The organism is Cellulosimicrobium sp. BMG9.22 (assembly GCF_059159975.1).
Window position 1 is genome coordinate 1 of sequence record NZ_JBZGBY010000064.1, and the last position, 1,474, is coordinate 1,474.

Below are 1,474 nucleotides of genomic sequence, written 5' to 3' on the forward strand. Positions count from 1 at the left end.
TGGCGGATTCTTGGGGTCCTCGCAACACCTGATGGTCTATGTGGCTGTCAGTAGATCACGCAGGCGCTCGGCTGGGGTATCCCAGTCGAGCGTCTTGCGTGGTCGGCCGTTGAGTTCCTGGGCGACGTGCTCGAGGTCTTCGGGTCCGAACTGCTTGAGGTCGGTGCCCTTGGGGAAGTACTGGCGGGCCAGTCCGTTGGTGTTCTCGTTGCTGCCGCGCTGCCAGGGTGAGTGCGGGTCGCAGAAGTAGACCGGCACGCCCGTGGCGATCGTGAACTGCTTGTGCGCGGCCATCTCACAGCCCTGGTCCCAGGTCAGCGAGCCGCGCAAGTGCGCCGGCAACATCGCGACGAGTGATATCAGGACGTCGCGGACCTCTTCGGCGGTGTGTCCGCCGGGCAGGTGGCCGAGCATCACGTACCGGGTGGAGCGCTCGACCAGGGTCACGATCGCGGACTGTGAACCGGTCCCGATGATCAGGTCGCCCTCCCAGTGCCCGGGCACGGCCCGGTCTTCGACCTCGGGTGGGCGCTCGGAGATCATCACCATCTCCTCGACGAACCGGGGCCTGCGCTGGTCCGGGGACTTGCGCGGCTTGCGGCGGGTGCGTCCCGTGCGCAACGCCGCAGCGACCTCCCGCTTCAGGCCGCCGCGCGCCTGGACGTAGAGCGCCTGATAGATCGTCTCGGTACTCACCCGCATGCCCTCGTCGTTCGGGTACTCCTTGACCAGAGCGTGACAGATCTGCTCGGGCGACCACCGCACCGCGAGCTTGGCGGCCACGTACTCACGCAACGGCCCGGCCTGCGCGAGCTTGGACTCCTTGGGACGCGGACGAGAGATCGTCCAGTCCCGGTGCGCCGCATACGGGCGGTAGACACCCTCGAGCGACCGGGCATCGATCTCCCGCTTGATCGTCGAGGCCGATCTCCCCAACGCTCGCCCGATCGCCCGTAACGACGCACCTTCACGGCGCAGGTCAGCGATCTGCTCCCGCTGCGCGAGGGTCAGGTAGCGCGGGTGCAGCTCTGCCTCGACCGCAGCCAGTGACAGGGCCGACGAGGTCGCGACGATGGTGGTCACCCCCGAGTTGTAGTCGACCCGACGCCCGTCTGGATACGTCCTGCCGTTGCGTGTCTTAACCACCCCGTAGTCCCAGTCCTTCGCGGTGCGCTCATGCACCCCGACCCGGGCCGCAGCCGCACGCCGCGAGACACCCTCAGCACGCAGACGGTCGTACTCCACACGACCCGGATGCCCCTGCGTGCCAGGCTTCCCACGCCCGCGCACACCCGCCCGACGCGCCCACCCGAACGCCGTGCTCACATTGACCCCGACCCCTCGAGCAGCAGCCGAGATACTCCCGCCCTCACGGTCCAACGCCTCGAAGAACCGAACCTTCAACTCCGCAGAAACCACGATCCCCGCAACCCCCAGAAACTCTGGGTGTTGCGGGGACCGCTAGAACCCGCCC

Annotated in this window: 1 protein-coding gene; it reads right to left on the minus strand. The window is 67.8% G+C overall.

Translation table 11 applies throughout. The annotated features are described in order from the left end of the window. Window positions 1-36: 36 nt before the first annotated feature. Window positions 37-1,230, minus strand: coding sequence for an IS30 family transposase (locus AC4H2H_RS19695; RefSeq protein WP_494372528.1), 1,194 nt, complete (start codon window positions 1,228-1,230; stop codon window positions 37-39). Window positions 1,231-1,474 lie beyond the last annotated feature (244 nt).